A 15,807-nucleotide genomic window follows, 5' to 3' on the forward strand; every position below is an offset into this window, starting at 1 on the left:
AAAATAATATTTTTTGTGATATGTCCTGCGAGTGCCCACACAGATTGTCTGATAAATTGTTAAAGAGCAGTTGCAACCTTCGCTGCCGTTGCCGGTCTTCTGCGTTGTTGCGAGGCTGCGTATATTACGTTTTCAGCCCCTTCGAGTCAAGCGTTGTTTCTCAACTTTTTTCGCTTTTCTCTACTGTCGGCGCGCTTCTCAGCGTGTTGTTCCGTGTCAGTGAGGGCGAATTATAGACACTCGCTGAGATCACGCAAGTATTTATTTCAACTTTTTTTCTGTTTGCCACTTTTTTCACCACAACGGTGTTTTATCCGGCAAAATGCCGGTGATTTGCTTTAAATCTGAACAAACTCTGCAGCAAATGCCTCAACCTGTTGCCAATCCGTGTATTCCACTTCTTTGGTGGTATCTGTCTCACCCTTTGTCATCTTCATAATCAGACGGATCATCATCCGGTCAAACCAGCCGTAACGCGGATACAGCAATGCCCCGGCGAATACAGTACAGGCTGTCGGCTTCCAGGGTGTCGCGGCCAGGAATTTCCGGACATACACATTTGTCTCTGGTGTCCGTTTTTCCGGTTTACGGGCAGTCAGGTTCACACCAAAGAATGCGGTTTTCATCTGATTCAGCTGCACCGCGTGCAACTTCGCGAATTTATCCAGCGCCCGGTTAAAGTGACCGTAGCGGATAGATGCCCCGACCAGCACCTTCTCATACGGCGCCAGATTCAGCGGCTGATTATCCTGCAAAGAGCGGACATCGCACTCTGCCCCTGCTTTGCGTAAATGCAGGGCAATTTCAGTAATGATTTTTTTTGTCTGCCCGTCATGGCCGGAATAAAGCAACAAGTACGACATGAAACACTCCGTTAATCACGCCAGAACGTCGGCGTCAGCAATACCAGCAAAGTAAAGACTTCCAGACGACCAAATAACATCGTCACGACAAGAATCCATTTCCCGCCCGGATTCAGGGTTGTAAAGTTCTCACCCAGCGTACCCAACCCCGGTCCCAGGTTATTCAGTGTGGTGGCTATCGCAGAGAAAGCGGAAAACTCATCAACACCTGTCGCTATCAGTAACAGCATACTGACCACAAAGACCAGAGCATACGCGGAGAAGAATCCCCAGACAGCTTCGATAATGCGTTCCGGCAATGCCCGGCGGCCCAGCTTGATGGTGTAAACTGCATTCGGATGCACAAGGCGTTTTAGTTCACGCGCCCCCTGAAGGAACAGCAGCATAATGCGGATAACCTTCAGACCACCGCCGGTTGACCCCGCACATCCGCCGACAAATGCGGCACACAGCAGCAGCATCGGCAGGAACAGCGGCCATTTATAGAAACTGTCAGTGGAGAACCCGGCCGTTGTCGCCATCGAGACAACCTGGAAAAACGACTGGTTGAGGGTTTGTCCCTCCGTAGCATAGACATCAAACTTCCACAAAACCAACGCACAGATCACGACCAGCACGAACTGGAGGGAAATAAACATCCGGAATTCCAGATCCCACCAGTAAACTCCCAGGCTACGCCCGGTCAGTACCGCAAAGTGCAGGCCATAGTTACAACCTGAGATCAGCAGGAAAATGGCAATGATGGTGTTAATTGCCGGACTGTTAAAGTAACCGATACTGGCATCATGAGTGGAAAACCCACCGATGGCGATAGTGGAAAAGCTGTGGGATATCGCATCAAAAACATCCATCCCCGCAAACCAGAGGGCAATTGCACAGACGATGGTGAGGAACACATAAATCAGCCAGAGGGTTTTTGCTGTTTCCGCAATCCTCGGGCGCATTTTATTATCTTTCAGCGGCCCCGGCATTTCCGCCCGGTACAGCTGCATTCCCCCGACACCCAGCAGCGGCAGGATAGCAACGGCTAATACGATGATCCCCATCCCGCCCAGCCACTGTAACATCTGCCGGTAGAATAAAATCGCTTTGGGCAGCGTGTCCAGCCCGACCAGTGTGGTGGCACCCGTTGTGGTTAGCCCGGAGAATGATTCAAAAAACGCATCTGTCACCGACAGGTTCGGGCGCTCAGAAAAAATAAAAGGTAATGCCCCGACACTGCCCAGCACCGTCCAGAACAGCACCACAATCAGAAAACCTTCTTTCGGTTTTAACTCACTTTTTTTATTGCGGTTCGGGATCCAGAGCAGCAGACCGATAATCAGTGCTGCCAGGAATGTCTGACTGAATGCTTTACCTGCACCGTCTTTATAGATAAGCGCCACAATCCCGGGAATGATCATGGTGACAGAAAAAATAATGACAAGTAACCCGACAATACGGGTTATGGCGCGAAAATGCATTGCAGCAGAGTCCTCAGAAATCAGTTTCCGGTGGTGTCATCAGGGCATTTAAGCTCAAACATCCCCCGGCTCAGGTCACGTAATTTATCACTAACCTCACTCAGTAAGGTAGCAGGAATCGAAATACGTAACGTCACATCCGAACCGAAATCACTGTTGATTATCGTACCATCCACCTGCCGGACCACTAATTCTGCCTGGCTGATAAAGCTGTAATCACAGGTTATTTCACAGATCACCTGCGGGATTTTAGTTTTCGTTACCAGCAGTTTCAGTGCCTGCTGAACCCCGCTGCCGTATGCACGGACCAGCCCGCCGGTGCCTAATTTTATTCCGCCGAAATAGCGGACAACCACCGCCGTAATTTCCCCGATTCCGCTGCCGAGCAGCGGTGCAATCATCGGTTTACCGGCTGTTCCGGTCGGCTCACCGTCATCAGAAAATCCCAGTTGCTGAGAATCATCCGGACGCCCCGCAACAAATGCCCAGCAATGGTGCCGGGCATCGGGATATTCATCTTTGACAGACTGAATAAATTGCTTTGCTTCATCCACCCCGTCCGTATGCTGCAACAGGGTGATGAAACGGCTTTTTTTTATCTCTTCAGTAAACATAACCGGCTCAGCCGGTATAAGGTACGATTTCATTACGGCAGATTCAGATCCCGCGTCATATTTTCCACACTGTTGTCATGGATAATAATGTTATCCTCAATACGGATACCGCCACAAGGTTTAAACTGCTCAATACGTTTCCAGTCAAAGTGCTGGCTGAACTTACCTTCACGCCATGGTGCCAGCAGAGACTCAATAAAATACAGTCCCGGCTCGATGGTCAGCACCATGCGCGGCTCCAGAATACGGGTGCAGCGCAGGAACGGATACATTGCCGGTGCCGCCAGATGCTCACCCTGATCATTCTGCATAAACCCGGCAGCATCATGAACCTGAAGACCCAGCGGATGGCCAAGCCCATGCGGCAGGAACGGTGTGGTTACCCCTTCACTGACCATAGCTTCCTCAGACATTCCGGTGATTATTTTATGTTTTTTCAGCAGTTTCGCGATGCGGTGATGCATCTGAATATGGTAATCGGTATAGCGGACCCCGGCTTTAATATCACCGATCAGTGACTGCTGCTCATCATTCAAATCTGATACCAGCTGTGCGAAATCGCTGTCAGCATCAGCAGCATATGTCCGGGTTAAATCTGCGGCATAACCATTGAATTCCGCACCGGCATCGATCAGGAAGCTGTGCCGTGTATGCGGTGCGTTTTTATTCAGTTTGGTGTAGTGCAGAACAGCGGCGTTTTCATTAATAGCAACAATATTGTCATAAGGTACATCAGTATCACGATGGCCGGTTGCCATCAGGTACGCCATATTGATATCAAATTCACTCAGGCCGGATAAAAAAGCCTCATGTGCGGCAAGATGCCCGTTAACCGCCATTTTTTGTGCTTCACGCATGCAGGCCAGTTCATAATCTGTTTTATATGAACGATGAAACGCAAAGAAATCCAGCACCGCTTTCGGGTTAATATGATTGCTGCTGATCCCCAGCGCTGCGGCGCGATCGGTGTTCGGCCCGATATACGCAGTGCGGGTTTTATCCTGTGATGCCAGCATGGAGGCAATATCACCGGCATTCTTCAGATGGATGACCTCAACTTCATTTGTCCAGTAAGAAGAAGGTAACGCCTCGACACTGTGCCAGTAATCAACCGGAGAATAGAACCATAATTTCGGTTTATTCACACCATCAGTCCACAGCCAGCAATACGGTACATCAGTTACCGGCACCCATGCTTTAAAATGCACGTTACTTTTAAAAGGATAGTCACGATCATCAAGAAAAATGCGTATCGGTTCACCGGAGTGGATCAGTAACGAATCCAGTTTCTCACGCGCAAGAATATCGCGGGTCCGCTGTAATAATGTTGCGATGTGCTCACGGTAGAGGGATGCCATTTTTTCCATGGGAATTGACCTTTTTTCATTATGATAGTGACAAAAGCTTAGCATGATCTCCGCGATTATGGATATGGCAGGCTATGTCATCCCCGGTTATTTACCGGGAATCTTCGGCGCGTCACGACGTTTTTCTTTTCTGTTTCTGCATATTGAGACATTTTGCGTGATCTTCAGCGCAAAAAATCATCATTTTATTTGCTTTCGTTAACAAAAAAATCACAATTACTCTATCTGGTCATACCACATGGTGTTCTCATCCTTTACGGGAGCGATGCAATATTTAAGGAGAACCGTATGCTTTATCACAGTGAATCAATGAAGGTCAGCTGGGAAAAAGAAGGAATTGCAAAACTTGTTTTTGATGCGCAGGGAGCGATAAACAAACTGGATACCCGGACAATTGCCTCACTGGATGAAGCCGTTGCCTGCCTTGAACAAACACCGCAGCTGAAAGGCCTGATTATTACCTCCGCCAAAGAGAGCTTTATCCTGGGCGCGGATATTACAGAATTTCTGACTCTGTTTAATGCACCGGCGGAACAGTTGACCGAGTGGCTGAATTTCGCCAACCGGTTGTTTAACCGGATTGAAGATCTGCCCGTGCCTACTGTCGCCGCACTGCGGAAATTCACACTCGGCGGTGGGTGCGAGTGCGCACTGACAACAGACTACCGCCTCGCCACTGACGATCTGCGTATCGGCCTGCCGGAAACCAAACTCGGGATAATGCCGGGCTTCGGCGGCTCAGTCCGTCTGCCCCGCCTGATTGGTTGTGATAATGCCCTTGAACTTATCACACAGGGGAAAATTGTGACTGCCGGTGAAGCGCTGAAACTCGGACTGACTGATGGCATTGTACAGGATGATGAATTGATTAACGGTTCACTGATGCTGCTGGAGCAGGCGATCAGTGGCCGGACTAACTGGCAGGCACAACGGCAGCAGAAAAAAGCGGCGTTACAGCTGCACCCTGCAGAATTACAGATGAGCCTTATCACGGCCAAAGCCCTTGTCCGGCAAAAGGCAGGAAAACATTACCCGGCGCCGATGGCTGCAGTAAACGGAATTGAAGCCGGAGCGAAACTCCCGCGCGATGAAGCATTGCGCTGCGAAACCGCGCATTTTGTACCACTGACCCGGACACTCACCGCCGGGGCTCTGGTCTCACTTTTCCTGAATGAACAATATGTTAAAGGCCTTACCCGCCAGCAGACGGTATTACGTGATGCCCCGGAACAGGCCGCTGTTATCGGTGCCGGTATTATGGGTGGCGGTATTGCTTACCAGTCAGCTTACAGCGGTATTCCGGTACACCTGAAAGATATTCAGCCCGCCGCATTGCAGGCCGGTATTGATGAAGCCGTAAAATTGCTGGAAAAACAGTGTCAGTCAGGAAAAATGACCGTGGTTCAGGCCGCCGGAATACGCGCCGCTATCCACCCTGTCCGCCATGATAATGAACTCAGTGACTGCGATATAGTGGTTGAAGCGGTTGTTGAGAACAAAGTCATCAAACAAAAAGTGCTGGCAGATATTGAACAACAGGTTAGTGAACACTGCATTCTGACATCAAACACCTCTTCGATCCCTGTCAGTGAACTGGCTCAGGCGCTGAAACGCCCGCACAATTTCTGCGGAATGCATTTTTTCAATCCCGTACCTAAAATGCCGCTGGTTGAAGTGATCCGGGGAGAGAAAACCTCAGACGATACAATCGCCGCTGTGGTGCACTACGCCCACAAAATGGGAAAAACACCGGTTGTGGTGGGAGATTGTCCGGGATTCTTTATCAACCGGGTACTGTTTCCGTATCTGAACGCCTTTTCTCTGCTGGTCTCCGGCGGAGCGGATATTAAAACGGTTGACCGTGTGATGGAACAGGAATTCGGCTGGCCGATGGGACCGGCGCTGTTGCTCGATGTTGTCGGACTGGATACGGCTAATCATGTACAGCATGTGATGGCTGAGGGCTATCCGGGCCGGATGGTCGTTGAAGAGCACAATGTCATCAGTCTGTTTGCCGGACTGAAACGGCTGGGGCAAAAAAGCCGCCTCGGGTTTTACCGCCATATTGATGACGGCAAAGGCCACCTGCAGAAACAGCCCGATGAGCAGCTCGAAGAAGTGCTTGCACCACTGGGACGCACGCCCCGTGACTTTACTGCAGACGAGATTATCGACCGCCTGATGATTCCGATGGTGAACGAAGTTATCCGCTGCTACGAGGAAGGCATTATCAGCAGCCCGGCAGAAGCAGACCTGGCTCTGGTCTACGGCCTTGGTTTTCCGCCGTTCCGGGGAGGTATTTTCCGTTATCTGGATGATACCAGCACCCGCGCTTTCTGTGAAAAAGCAGAGCAATACAGCACACTGGGTCCGCTTTATACCATTCCGGACAGTCTGCGGGCACATGCTGTTAATAACACTCCTTATTATCCGCAACCGGATAGTCACCCTGTTACTGCACAGTGAGGTTTATATGGAAAAAGTCATGATAATTGATGGTCTCCGCACCTCAATGGGCCGCTCAAAAAACGGTATATTCCGGCATGTCCGTGCGGACACACTCTCAGCAGAAGTGATGAGTGCAGTGATAAAGCGTAACAATATCAATGCAGCCGATATTGATGACATTATCTGGGGGTGTGTGCAGCAGACCGGGGAACAGGGGTTTAACATAGCCCGTCATGCCGCCCTGCTGACAGAGATCCCGCACACCGTGCCTGCCGTCACTGTGAACCGCCTGTGCGGTTCATCAATGCAGGCCCTGCATGATGCCGCCCGCCTGATTCAGACCGGTGACGGTAAACTGGCACTTGCAGGAGGTGTTGAACATATGGGTCATATCCCGATGACACAGGGTATCGATATCAATCCGGCTGCCGCACTGCACACGGCCAAAGCGTCCGGCATGATGGGGCTGACAGCCGAAGCACTGGCACGACAGTTTTCTGTCAGCCGTGAGTCACAGGATGAATTTGCTCTGCGTTCACATCAGCGGGCCGCACAGGCATTCCGTGATAGCAGATTCAGCCGTGAAATCCATCCGGTTCAGGGTCATAACCAGGCCGGAGTACCTGTCATTGCCACCCGGGATGAAACCGTACGCGATAACGGCAGTCTTGCTGAACTTTCGGCATTGAGTCCGGTATTTGATCCGGTCAGCGGTACAGTCACCGCCGGTAATTCCTCAGCAATCTCAGATGGTGCATCCGTAACTCTGCTGTCCGGGGAGCACTATGCCCGTGAGCATGGTTTATCTCCGCGGGCGGTGATTCGGGCGATGAGTGTTACCGGCTGTGAACCGGCACTGATGGGATACGGACCGGTACAGGCAACACAGGCAGTTCTGAAAAAGGCCGGGCTGACGCTGGCAGATATTGATGTTATCGAACTGAACGAAGCATTTGCGGCACAGGCACTTGCCTGCCTGAAAGGTATGGGATTATCTGACTGTTATGATGACAAAGTGAATCTGCATGGCGGCGCGATTGCACTCGGGCATCCGCTCGGCTGTTCCGGCACCCGGATTATCAATTCACTGCTGACGGTCATGGAGCAGCGGGATGCGCAGTTCGGCCTGGCAACGATGTGTATTGGTTTCGGTCAGGGGATAGCAACCGTGATTGAACGTGTCCGCAGCTGATCACTGAGAACGTTATAAATAACAGCGACGTTTTCTGCTTCATCACACGGCACAATACGTCGCTGATACTGCTTTAACTGTTTAGCTGACCTGTTATCAGCATACTCCCGCCGTCAGGGGGCGGGATTTTCTTTAAATAAACTCGAATGCATCACCAAACAGGCGGCCGGCATCTGCACCACGCTCCTGGCAGAAACGTTCGCGGGCGATTTTGGCCATTTCAAAACGACCGGCAATATAGATATCTTTTCCGGCCAGTGAACCAAAATCATCCAGCACCGCACTGAGCACAGTACCGGTGCGCCCGCGCCAGGTATCATCCGGCTGTTCAACAACAGGGATAATTTTCAGGTTCGGATGTGTTTCGGCGAGAGCCTGCAATTCACCGAGGTCATAGAGATAAACATGCTCTCTGGCACCCCAGTAAAACGTGATATCACGCTGCGAATTTTCTTCCAGTGCCGCCAGCAGAACAGAACGGGTGTAAGAAAAACCGGTTCCTCCGGCAATCAGGAGCATCGGTGCGTCACTGTTTTCCCGGAACCAGGCTTTGCCGTGCGGGATATCAATGGTCACCCGGCGGTTATCCAGGATCCGGTCCATCACCGCCATCGCATAAAGATTAAATTCGGATGCTCCGATATGCAGCTCAATTTCCTGCCGGGATGACGGCGCGGATGCCATTGAGAACGGGCGCTTATCCCGTTCATCCATCACCACCATCAGATATTGCCCGGCTTTGAATGAAAAATCACCATCCGGTAATAATTTTATGCGGTATACCGTATCCGTTATAGATTCAACAGAGGTAACTTTGCAGTTTAACGTTGCCATGTGCTCCCTCAATTATCGAGAATATTTAATTCGTCCCATATGGCGTCAACACGTTGTCTGACTTCATCGGTCATAACAATCGGTTTGCCCCACTCGCGCGAGGTTTCGCCGGGCCATTTATTTGTTGCATCCAGTCCCATCTTCGACCCCAGCCCCGATACCGGAGATGCAAAATCGAGATAGTCAATCGGGGTATTCTCCATCATGACAGTGTCCCGGGCCGGATCCATCCGGGTGGTGATCGCCCAGATCACATCATTCCAGTCACGGGCATTGATATCATCATCGCAGACAATGACAAATTTAGTGTACATAAATTGCCGTAAATACGACCAGACTCCCATCATGACCCGCTTTGCATGTCCCGCATACTGCTTTTTCATGGTGACAACGGCCAGGCGGTATGAACACCCTTCCGGCGGCAGATAAAAATCGACAATTTCAGGGAACTGTTTCTGCAGAATCGGCACCAGCACTTCATTCAGTGCCACACCCAGAGTTGCCGGCTCATCCGGCGGACGACCGGTATAGGTTGAGTGATAGATAGGTTCATCACGCTGGGTAATATGTGTGACCGTGAAGACAGGGAAATAATCCACTTCATTATAATAACCGGTATGATCCCCGTACGGCCCTTCCGGTGCGGTTTCGCCCGGCTCAATATACCCTTCAAGGATAATTTCAGCACCGGCAGGAACTTCCAGGTCATTAGAAATGCATTTCACCACTTCGGATTTATTACCGCGCAGTAACCCCGCAAAGGCGTATTCGGATAAGGTATCCGGAACCGGCGTCACCGCACCGAGAATTGTCGCAGGATCAGCGCCCAAGGCCACCGCAACAGGGAAACGTTCCCCCGGGTGTGCCTGACACCATTCCTGAAAATCGAGTGCGCCGCCGCGATGCGATAACCAGCGCATAATCAGTTTATTTTTCCCCAGAACCTGCTGGCGGTAAATACCTAAATTCTGGCGATCTTTAAACGGCCCCCGGGTGACGGTCAGTCCCCAGGTAATCAGCGGTGCCGCATCATCCGGCCAGCAATGCATAACCGGGATTTTTGTCAGATCCACGTCATCGCCGGTGAAAACATGCGTCTGACACGGTGCGGAACTCAGCCGTTTGGTCGGCATATTGAGAACCTGCTTAAACTTCGGCAGCTTATCGATAAGATCACGGAACCCTTTCGGCGGATCCGGTTCTTTCAGGAAAGCCAGCAGTTTACCGACATCATGCAGTGCTTTGACATCTTCCTGCCCCATTCCCATCGCAACCCGTTTGGTTGTGCCGAACAGATTACAGAGCACCGGCATTGAATAACCTTTCGGATTTTCAAACAGCAATGCAGGGCCGCCCGCACGCAGTGTGCGATCAGCAATTTCCGTCATTTCGAGGTAAGGATCGACTTCAGTTTTGATCCGTTTAAGCTCGCCCTGACTTTCCAGAATGGTGAGAAAATCTCTCAGGTCCCGATATTTCATTATGTTATTAATCTGTCAGCAGGTGGAAGGGACTCCATTATAGGAATCCCGCCCACTGTTACAAGTACAGGGATCAACAGCAGCGGAACGGAACCCGGTCTGCCAGGGCGCTGGTATCAAATTGTTCCGGGAATGTTTTGTTGTGCTGAAAGAGTTTGAATCCTTCATTTTTGCCGCTGAAGTAGTGCAGCTCATTTCCGGTGATATGGAAGCCGCTGCCTTCACGCAGCGCCACAACAATCTCATCCGGATTGATGGCACAAAATTCCGCAATCCGCTCATCACGGGTTTCACCCATATGGCCGCTGATGACCGCATCAATATAGTGAGGGTTAATCTGAACAGGGAACAGCCCCAGAGACGGCATCACCACGCAGTTACGTACCGGCATATCATTGGTGGTCCGGATGCTCGGCGTAGCAACGTTACACCCGGCACTCCAGCCGATATACGGAATATTCCGTTCACGAATCGCGCGCTGGATTGGCACAACCAGGCCATTCTCATGCAGTAACTGATTCAGCAGCCAGGTATTTCCGCCGCTGACAAGAATGCATTCCGCATTTTCGACAGCCTGAACCGGGGAATCAAAATGTTCGATGCAGGTAACATCAATGCCCAGCGCTTCGGAAAGTTCACGGGCACGCTGGTCGTGATCTGCACGGATAACGGCATATGCAATCAGTACCGCAGAGCGGATCCCGCGGGTTTTTATCATTGCCCGGATGCGCTCCTGTGCATAGCTGAGCCATTGCGGATTACCGGAAAGTTTGCCGTTACTGAGTAAAAAAATGTCCATCGACATTGCCCTTATTATTCTGTCATTATAAATATGATAATTAGTTTATAACTCATTAAATGACATCATTCTACGGTAAAAAGCAACTCAAATAAGGGACTGAATTCACACTCATTTGTCTTAAATCACCATTTGTTGCATTCATAGTAAAACAAATTTGTTATTATCAGGCTTTATATAAGCCCCCGTTTGTGTTGGATAGCGTAATGAAGGATTGGTATTTATTGTACTGCAAACGCGGACAACTTCCGCGGGCAATGGAACATTTGCAGCGGCAGCAGGTGGAATGCCTGACACCGATGGCGAATATTGAAAAAGTGGTTCGCGGCAAACGTGTGACGGTCAATGAGCCCCTGTTCCCGAATTACCTGTTTATTTCTTTTGATCCCGAGACTATTCATACAACCACGATTAACTCAACGCGCGGCGTCAATCATTTCGTCCGTTTCGGACCACTGCCTGCCGTTGTTCCCGCATCATTGATTGAAGAGCTGAAAAATGCCGAATGTGTCAGCCTGTCAGAGCAAAATGTTCCGCAGCCCGGAGATATTGTGGAAATCACTGAAGGGATGTTTAAAGGCCTGGAAGCGATTTATCAGGAGCCGGACGGCGACACCCGCTCCGTGCTGCTGCTGACGCTGATCAGTAAAGAGCTGACCAAAAAAGTGGATAACACCAGCTTTATCCGGAAACTCTGAGTATCTCCGTCACCCGGAAACAAAAAACCGCCCTGTTATTAAGGCGGTTTTTACCTGAAGCAGTATCGCATTACTCTTCGGCTTCTTCATCCTGCGGTTGTGCTTTACTGCGCGGTACATAGAAACGGGCAAAGAACACACCGATTTCAAACAACAGATACATCGGGATAGCCAGCAGCGTCTGCGAGAACACATCCGGTGGTGTCAGCAGCATTCCCACCACAAAAGCCCCGACCAGAATATACGGCCGCTTCTGCTTCAGTGAGGCAACAGTCGTCGCACCACTCCAGCACAACAGGATAATGGCAATCGGCACCTCAAAGGAGATACCAAACGCCATAAACAGCGCCATGACAAAGCTGAGATAGTTATTAATATCTGTCGCAATGACCACATCCTGCGGTGCTGTCGAGGTAAAGAAACCAAACGCCAGCGGGAAGACAACAAAATACGCGAATGCCATCCCCATATAAAACAGCACGGTGCTGAAAAACAGCAGCGGCATTAACAACCGGCGTTCATGCTTATACAGCGCCGGTGCAATAAAAGCCCAGACCTGATACAGGATGTACGGTGCCGAAATAAAAATGGAGACCATAATGGTCAGCTTAATCGGCGCCAGGAACGGTGATGCAACATCCGTTGCGATCATGTTCGAACCCTGCGGCAGTTTGCTCACCAGCGGCGAGGATACCAGCTGATAGATATCATTTGAGAAATACGCCAGCGCAACAAACACAACAAAGACTGCAATCAGGCTGTTGAGAATGCGTTTTCGTAATTCGATTAAATGAGTGATCAGCGGTTGCGTGTCTTCAACAGCCATAACGTACTTTTACCGTAATCTATTAATGTTTCTGTGAATCTGACGCAGCAACGGTTACCGGTGACGGTGCAGGTTCTGTATCACTGACTTCCGGTGATGGCCGGACAGGGGCTTCCTCAGCAACGGCCGGAGATGGTGCTGCCGGAGCCGGATTTTCCGACGCCGGAGTGCCGGCTGATGCCGGACGGACAGACGGAATTTCAAGTTCCTGATCGGCCAGTGCTTCCGGGTCGAACTGCTTTTTCAGTGTATCCACCGGTTCCTGATAAGAGCGGCGTAATGTATCAGCTGCTTCTTTCAGTTCATCCATCGACGCCTTCAATTCAGGTGAAATGGCTTTACCGGCCTGCTCTTCCATCTTTTTCAGGTTATCCTGCAATTCCTGAAGTTTGAGTTCCTGCGTCAGTTCATTCTGCACATTGGCAGCCATTGAACGCATCACACGGATCCAGCCGGCTACTGTTTTCACAGCAACCGGAAGGCGTTCAGGTCCCAGAACCACAAGTCCGATAACCAATACTAAGATCAGTTCACCAAAACCGATGTCAAACACGGGTTATACCTGCTCTTTGTTTTTATTCTCTGGCTGCTCAGCTGAATCAGCTTTCTTTTCTGCGATATTTTTTTGTTCAAAATCCGCGTCTTTTCCGGCTGTTGTTGTATCTGCTTTGTTCTGATCTTCATCACCGATAGCTTTTTTAAAGCCTTTGATAGATGCACCTAAATCAGATCCCAGAGTACGGAGTTTGTTTGTTCCGAACAGGAGTACAACAATCACAGCAATAATTAACAATTGCCAAATATTAATACCGGCCATTAGTTTTACCTCAAATTGATATGGACCTACTTACTTCATTATATACAACCACAGCCGTATACGGAAATACACGACATAGGCTGAAACCTTGCTTTAACTCAATCTTTACTTCATTTTACCGGATTGCCACCATCCTGTTACCCAGGTAAGTATACCAAAAAACATCAGAACCCAGGGTGCAACCGGTGCTCCGGCCAGATAGAATAAGCTCGCACAGACAAACAATGTCGCACCGATACCCAGTGAGAAATTTGCTTTCCGCTGAGCAGCCTGCTGCTGTTTCATCTGCTCTGCCAGCCGCTCAACACCGGACTGAAGACGGCGCTGCTGTTTAAGACTGTCATACACCAGTTCCGGTAATTCCGGTAGTTTTTCCGCCCAGAACGGTGCTTTTTCTTTGATACTACGGATCACGGCTTTCACGCCAATCTGACTTTTCAGCCACGATTCAAGGAATGGTTTCGCGGTTTTCCACAGATCCAGCTGCGGATAAAGCTGGCGTCCGAGCCCCTCAACATACAGCAGGGTTTTCTGTAATAAAACCAGTTGCGGCTGAACTTCCATATTAAAGCGCCGGGCGGTATTGAACAGGTTCAGCAACACATGACCGAAAGAGATTTCTGCCAGCGGTTTTTCAAAAATCGGTTCACACACCGTACGGATAGCAAATTCAAAATCTTCCACATTGGTATCCGGCGGAACCCAGCCGGAATCCACATGCAGCTCAGCCACTTTACGGTAATCACGGTTGAAGAAGGCAATAAAGTTTTCCGCGAGATAGCGCTTATCTTCTTTATTCAGTGAACCGACAATACCGCAGTCGATACCGATATACTGAGGATCGTCCGGATGCTCGCGGCTGACAAAAATATTACCGGGATGCATATCCGCATGGAAGAAACTGTCACGGAAAACCTGCGTGAAGAAGACCTGCACGCCACGCTCGGCCAGCAGTTTCATGTTTGTGCCCTGCTCATGCAGAGCCGCAATATCAGAAACCGGAATGCCGTAGATACGCTCCATGATCAGCACATTTTCACGGCAGAGATCCGGATAAACCTCCGGCACATAGAGCATCGGGCTGTTTTCAAAATTACGCCGCAGCTGAATGGCATTAGCCGCTTCGCGTTGCAGATTCAGCTCATCCAGCAATGTTTTTTCATACTCGCGGACGACCTCTTTCGGCCGCAGACGTCTGCCGTCCGGTAACAGAGGAACCATGTTCGCCAGCCGGTACATCAGATGAATATCAGCCTGGATCACCGGCAAAATATCCGGACGGATCACTTTCAGTACCACCGCCTGCCCGTTTTCTTTCAGAACTGCAGTGTGCACCTGGGCAATCGAGGCGGATGCCAGCGGTGTGATATCAAAATCATCAAACCAGGTTTCCACCGGCCCTTCCAGGGCATCTTCAATGGTTTTCTTTGCCAGATTGCCGTCAAATGATGAAACGCGATCCTGCAACAGTGCCAGCTGGTCAGCAATGGCCGGCGGGAACAAGTCCCGGCGGGTGGAGAGCATCTGACCGAACTTTATCCACACCGGCCCCAGTTCCTGAAGAGCCAGACGCAGACGCTCACCCAGCACTTTGTCTTTATGCTTGTTCGGCATCCAGAACAGTGAACGGCGCCAGAGACGGATTGCCCAGCTCAGACGGTTTTTAGGGATCAGTTCATCCAGCCCGTAATTCAGGAGAGTGCGGATGATAAAATAGAGGCGTTTTATTTCACTCGGTCTCATACCCGGTTCCTGCTTTTTTTTCCAGACGGGCGAGGCGCATCTCAAGTTCATCTGCGGTTTGTGCAGCATCCGCAACTTCATCACAGAAATGAGCGGCTTCCAGCGCGGAAGGAGCAAGTGCCCACTCACGGGTGAGCGCGCCGGTCAGATATTCCTGCTGACGGCATACCGCCCGACGGATAAACTGCCCGCCTTTTACGGCAATCTGAGTCAGTGTCTGTGCGGCAATATCGCCGGTATACGGTGCCAGATAATGTGCCGGATCCCATTCCGCCATATCCAGCAGTGCTGAAAAGTGCTGAATGACCTGCATATCGCCGTCAATAATGACATCACCCTGCCGGATCAGAGCTGAAAGCTGTTGTTTGTCTTTCAGTTTCAGCAGCGTGAGAAAACGGGTTTGCAGCACACAGTCTGCCGGGTCTTCCCAGCGGGAAATCACATCCAGCTGTTTTTCACTGAAGATCAGCGTGAACTGCATATCCGGCTCTGTCAGCCTGAGGGTCAGTGTTTTGCCGGTCAGACGGGCGCGGGCCGGTTTCAGTACATTTTCACTGTACAACAGCCGGTTGAGTACCGTTTCCAGAAATCCGGCAACCACAGGGTAAAGTGCCTGCGGACTGACAGGAGACGGGATATTTTCTGCAAACGTATCAGCCATA

15 protein-coding genes are annotated in these 15,807 nt (G+C 50.4%); 3 read left to right on the forward strand and 12 right to left on the reverse strand.

All coding sequences use genetic code 11. The features are described from left to right. Window positions 1-338 precede the first annotated feature (338 nt). From hemG to pepQ, 4 genes are read right to left on the reverse strand one after another with little or no spacing between them, the layout of a single operon-like run. Complete coding sequence (gene hemG / locus GN208_RS14935) at window positions 339-863, reverse strand: menaquinone-dependent protoporphyrinogen IX dehydrogenase (RefSeq protein ID WP_015422429.1); 525 nt, start codon at window positions 861-863, stop codon at window positions 339-341. 11 nt (window positions 864-874) lie between these two features. Further along, the gene (trkH, locus tag GN208_RS14940) at window positions 875-2,326 is read right to left on the reverse strand and encodes a Trk system potassium transporter TrkH (RefSeq protein ID WP_243828466.1); all 1,452 of its coding nucleotides are present in this window, start codon (window positions 2,324-2,326) and stop codon (window positions 875-877) included. Window positions 2,327-2,346: 20 nt separating this feature from the next. Continuing rightward, the gene (locus GN208_RS14945; RefSeq protein WP_004238215.1) at window positions 2,347-2,973 is read right to left on the reverse strand and encodes an IMPACT family protein; all 627 of its coding nucleotides are present in this window, start codon (window positions 2,971-2,973) and stop codon (window positions 2,347-2,349) included. Continuing rightward, window positions 2,973-4,307 carry a Xaa-Pro dipeptidase gene (gene pepQ, locus GN208_RS14950; RefSeq protein ID WP_004238216.1) on the reverse strand — a complete coding sequence of 445 codons (1,335 nt, stop codon included), beginning with the start codon at window positions 4,305-4,307 and terminating at the stop codon, window positions 2,973-2,975. The genes GN208_RS14945 and pepQ overlap by 1 nt, the downstream gene beginning before the upstream one ends. Before the next feature lie 288 nt (window positions 4,308-4,595). Here pepQ and fadB point away from each other — a divergent pair, with 288 nt between their 5' ends. Both fadB and fadA read left to right on the forward strand, forming a co-directional pair. Further along, window positions 4,596-6,773: a fatty acid oxidation complex subunit alpha FadB gene (gene fadB, locus GN208_RS14955; protein WP_004238219.1), complete on the forward strand. Its 2,178-nt coding sequence runs from the start codon at window positions 4,596-4,598 to the stop codon at window positions 6,771-6,773. Window positions 6,774-6,780: 7 nt separating this feature from the next. Continuing rightward, a complete protein-coding gene (gene fadA, locus GN208_RS14960) occupies window positions 6,781-7,947 on the forward strand; it encodes an acetyl-CoA C-acyltransferase FadA (RefSeq protein WP_004238221.1) in 1,167 nt (388 codons plus the stop codon). A gap of 132 nt (window positions 7,948-8,079) precedes the next feature. Here fadA and fre read toward each other — a convergent pair whose 3' ends face one another. The 3 genes from fre to pepE form a co-directional block, all read right to left on the reverse strand. Beyond that, the gene (gene fre / locus GN208_RS14965; RefSeq protein ID WP_004238223.1) at window positions 8,080-8,781 is read right to left on the reverse strand and encodes an NAD(P)H-flavin reductase; all 702 of its coding nucleotides are present in this window, start codon (window positions 8,779-8,781) and stop codon (window positions 8,080-8,082) included. Window positions 8,782-8,789: 8 nt separating this feature from the next. Next, window positions 8,790-10,262, reverse strand: a complete 1,473-nt coding sequence (ubiD, locus tag GN208_RS14970; RefSeq protein WP_004238225.1) for a 4-hydroxy-3-polyprenylbenzoate decarboxylase — start codon at window positions 10,260-10,262, stop codon at window positions 8,790-8,792. Between the two features lie 73 nt (window positions 10,263-10,335). Continuing rightward, window positions 10,336-11,061 carry a dipeptidase PepE gene (gene pepE / locus GN208_RS14975; protein ID WP_015422427.1) on the reverse strand — a complete coding sequence of 242 codons (726 nt, stop codon included), beginning with the start codon at window positions 11,059-11,061 and terminating at the stop codon, window positions 10,336-10,338. A 206-nt stretch (window positions 11,062-11,267) separates the two neighbouring features. Here pepE and rfaH point away from each other — a divergent pair, with 206 nt between their 5' ends. Then, window positions 11,268-11,759, forward strand: coding sequence for a transcription/translation regulatory transformer protein RfaH (gene rfaH / locus GN208_RS14980; protein ID WP_015422426.1), 492 nt, complete (start codon window positions 11,268-11,270; stop codon window positions 11,757-11,759). A gap of 70 nt (window positions 11,760-11,829) precedes the next feature. On the opposite strand, the gene tatC is transcribed toward rfaH, so the two are convergent. The 5 genes from tatC to GN208_RS15005 all read right to left on the reverse strand — a co-directional run bounded on the left by tatC (window position 11,830) and on the right by GN208_RS15005 (window position 15,806). Further along, a complete protein-coding gene (gene tatC / locus GN208_RS14985) occupies window positions 11,830-12,585 on the reverse strand; it encodes a Sec-independent protein translocase subunit TatC (protein WP_004238228.1) in 756 nt (251 codons plus the stop codon). Window positions 12,586-12,607: 22 nt separating this feature from the next. Continuing rightward, on the reverse strand, window positions 12,608-13,138 hold the full coding sequence (gene tatB, locus GN208_RS14990) for a Sec-independent protein translocase protein TatB (protein ID WP_015422425.1): 531 nt from the start codon (window positions 13,136-13,138) through the stop codon (window positions 12,608-12,610). A 3-nt stretch (window positions 13,139-13,141) separates the two neighbouring features. Further along, the gene (gene tatA, locus GN208_RS14995) at window positions 13,142-13,402 is read right to left on the reverse strand and encodes a Sec-independent protein translocase subunit TatA (RefSeq protein WP_004238230.1); all 261 of its coding nucleotides are present in this window, start codon (window positions 13,400-13,402) and stop codon (window positions 13,142-13,144) included. A 105-nt stretch (window positions 13,403-13,507) separates the two neighbouring features. After that, on the reverse strand, window positions 13,508-15,145 hold the full coding sequence (ubiB, locus tag GN208_RS15000; RefSeq protein ID WP_004238231.1) for a ubiquinone biosynthesis regulatory protein kinase UbiB: 1,638 nt from the start codon (window positions 15,143-15,145) through the stop codon (window positions 13,508-13,510). After that, a complete protein-coding gene (locus GN208_RS15005) occupies window positions 15,132-15,806 on the reverse strand; it encodes an SCP2 domain-containing protein (RefSeq protein WP_004238232.1) in 675 nt (224 codons plus the stop codon). Before GN208_RS15005 ends, ubiB begins: the two co-directional genes overlap by 14 nt. Window position 15,807: the final 1 nt, after the last annotated feature.

The organism is Morganella sp. HSTU-ASny43 (genome assembly GCF_022819185.1).
Classification (GTDB): Bacteria; Pseudomonadota; Gammaproteobacteria; order Enterobacterales; family Enterobacteriaceae; genus Morganella; species Morganella morganii.

Coding starts and splice junctions, on each gene's coding strand:
- hemG (WP_015422429.1), bottom strand. CDS start 863: ATGTCGTACTTGTTGCTTTATTCCGGCCATGACGGGCAGACAAAAAAA.
- trkH (WP_243828466.1), bottom strand. CDS start 2,326: ATGCATTTTCGCGCCATAACCCGTATTGTCGGGTTACTTGTCATTATT.
- GN208_RS14945 (WP_004238215.1), bottom strand. CDS start 2,973: ATGAAATCGTACCTTATACCGGCTGAGCCGGTTATGTTTACTGAAGAG.
- pepQ (WP_004238216.1), bottom strand. CDS start 4,307: ATGGAAAAAATGGCATCCCTCTACCGTGAGCACATCGCAACATTATTA.
- fadB (WP_004238219.1), top strand. CDS start 4,596: ATGCTTTATCACAGTGAATCAATGAAGGTCAGCTGGGAAAAAGAAGGA.
- fadA (WP_004238221.1), top strand. CDS start 6,781: ATGGAAAAAGTCATGATAATTGATGGTCTCCGCACCTCAATGGGCCGC.
- fre (WP_004238223.1), bottom strand. CDS start 8,781: ATGGCAACGTTAAACTGCAAAGTTACCTCTGTTGAATCTATAACGGAT.
- ubiD (WP_004238225.1), bottom strand. CDS start 10,262: ATGAAATATCGGGACCTGAGAGATTTTCTCACCATTCTGGAAAGTCAG.
- pepE (WP_015422427.1), bottom strand. CDS start 11,061: ATGGACATTTTTTTACTCAGTAACGGCAAACTTTCCGGTAATCCGCAA.
- rfaH (WP_015422426.1), top strand. CDS start 11,268: ATGAAGGATTGGTATTTATTGTACTGCAAACGCGGACAACTTCCGCGG.
- tatC (WP_004238228.1), bottom strand. CDS start 12,585: ATGGCTGTTGAAGACACGCAACCGCTGATCACTCATTTAATCGAATTA.
- tatA (WP_004238230.1), bottom strand. CDS start 13,402: ATGGCCGGTATTAATATTTGGCAATTGTTAATTATTGCTGTGATTGTT.
- ubiB (WP_004238231.1), bottom strand. CDS start 15,145: ATGAGACCGAGTGAAATAAAACGCCTCTATTTTATCATCCGCACTCTC.
- GN208_RS15005 (WP_004238232.1), bottom strand. CDS start 15,806: ATGGCTGATACGTTTGCAGAAAATATCCCGTCTCCTGTCAGTCCGCAG.